This is a genomic window from Apilactobacillus nanyangensis (genome assembly GCF_016861915.1).
In the GTDB taxonomy this organism is placed as follows: domain Bacteria; phylum Bacillota; class Bacilli; order Lactobacillales; family Lactobacillaceae; genus Apilactobacillus; species Apilactobacillus nanyangensis.
Window position 1 is genome coordinate 1 of the sequence record NZ_BOLX01000036.1, and the last position, 1,133, is coordinate 1,133.

Consider the following 1,133-nt stretch of genomic DNA (forward strand, 5'->3'; position numbering starts at 1 on the left):
CCGGCAACAGACAGTCCTTAAACCTGGCCACTTCGTAAAAATTGCAGCTTCGATCCTACAGAACCCCTTAGAGGATCGTATCCGGAAAGCCTCAGAACGGGAAGCACAGGTATTGGAGGGTCTCAAAACAGTCAAAGAGCACGGACTACAGCGCTTGGCCAATGGGATAGCCGAATGGGAAGAAGACAATGGGTTGGTCTACTACCGAGGTCGAGTATACGTACCAGCAAACGACGACCTACGCACTGAGGTACTCCGTCAATGCCACGACCATCCAACTGCAGGACACCCCGGACTACACGGGACACTCGACTTGGTCAGTACCCATTTCTGGTGGCCTACGTTGCGCTCTTTTGTGGAAAAATACGTTGAGGGATGCGAGGTTTGTGCCCGTAAGAAGATCCAGCGACACCCACGGGCCGTAACTCAACCATTAGATGTACCATCCGGTCTATGGGAAGAGGTAGGGGTTGACCTGATAACACAGCTACCTAACTCCCAAGGCTACGATGCTGTCTTGGTTTGCACAGACCTGTATGGAAAACAAATTCACGCCATTCCTTGCACCAGCTCCATCACAGCCGAAGGCGTTGCCGATATTTACTACCGAGAGATCTTCCGTCTCCATGGTCTTCCTCTTCACTTTAAATCCGACCGCGGACCCCAGTTTGCAGCTAAACTCATGCGATCCCTTCTCGCTAGGCTAGGAATTAAATCAGATCTAACCTCCGGATACCGTCCTCAGTCTAATGGCCAAACCGAACGAGCAAATCAGGAAGTAGAGAAATACATCCGCCTCTATGTAGGACGACGACAAGATGACTGGGCAGAGCACCTTCCCATGGCGGAGTTTGTGATTAACTCACGGACTCATTCTGCGCTAGGCATGTCCCCGTTCGAGCTAACCTACGGCTATCTTCCCCTGTTCAATATCCCAGTGGGCCAACGCAGCGGTATTCCAGCTGTGGATGACCGTATACGGATTCTCCGAGAAGCGCGACAAGATGCCGGAGCTGCCTTACACCTAGGAAAGAAACAACAGAAGGAGGGATACGAACGCGGGAAGCGGAAAGCTCATCAATTTAAAGTTGGAGACCTAGTCTGGCTCAGTGCAGAGGACATTAACCTTCAGC

1 protein-coding gene is annotated in these 1,133 nt (G+C 51.6%); it reads left to right on the plus strand.

Going from position 1 to position 1,133, the window contains the following annotated elements; translation table 11 throughout:
* Positions 1 to 355: 355 nt before the first annotated feature.
* Positions 356 to 1,133, plus strand: a 778-nt coding sequence (locus tag JUD45_RS07135; RefSeq protein WP_498034160.1) for an integrase catalytic domain-containing protein, incomplete at its 3' end; no start/stop codon positions are given.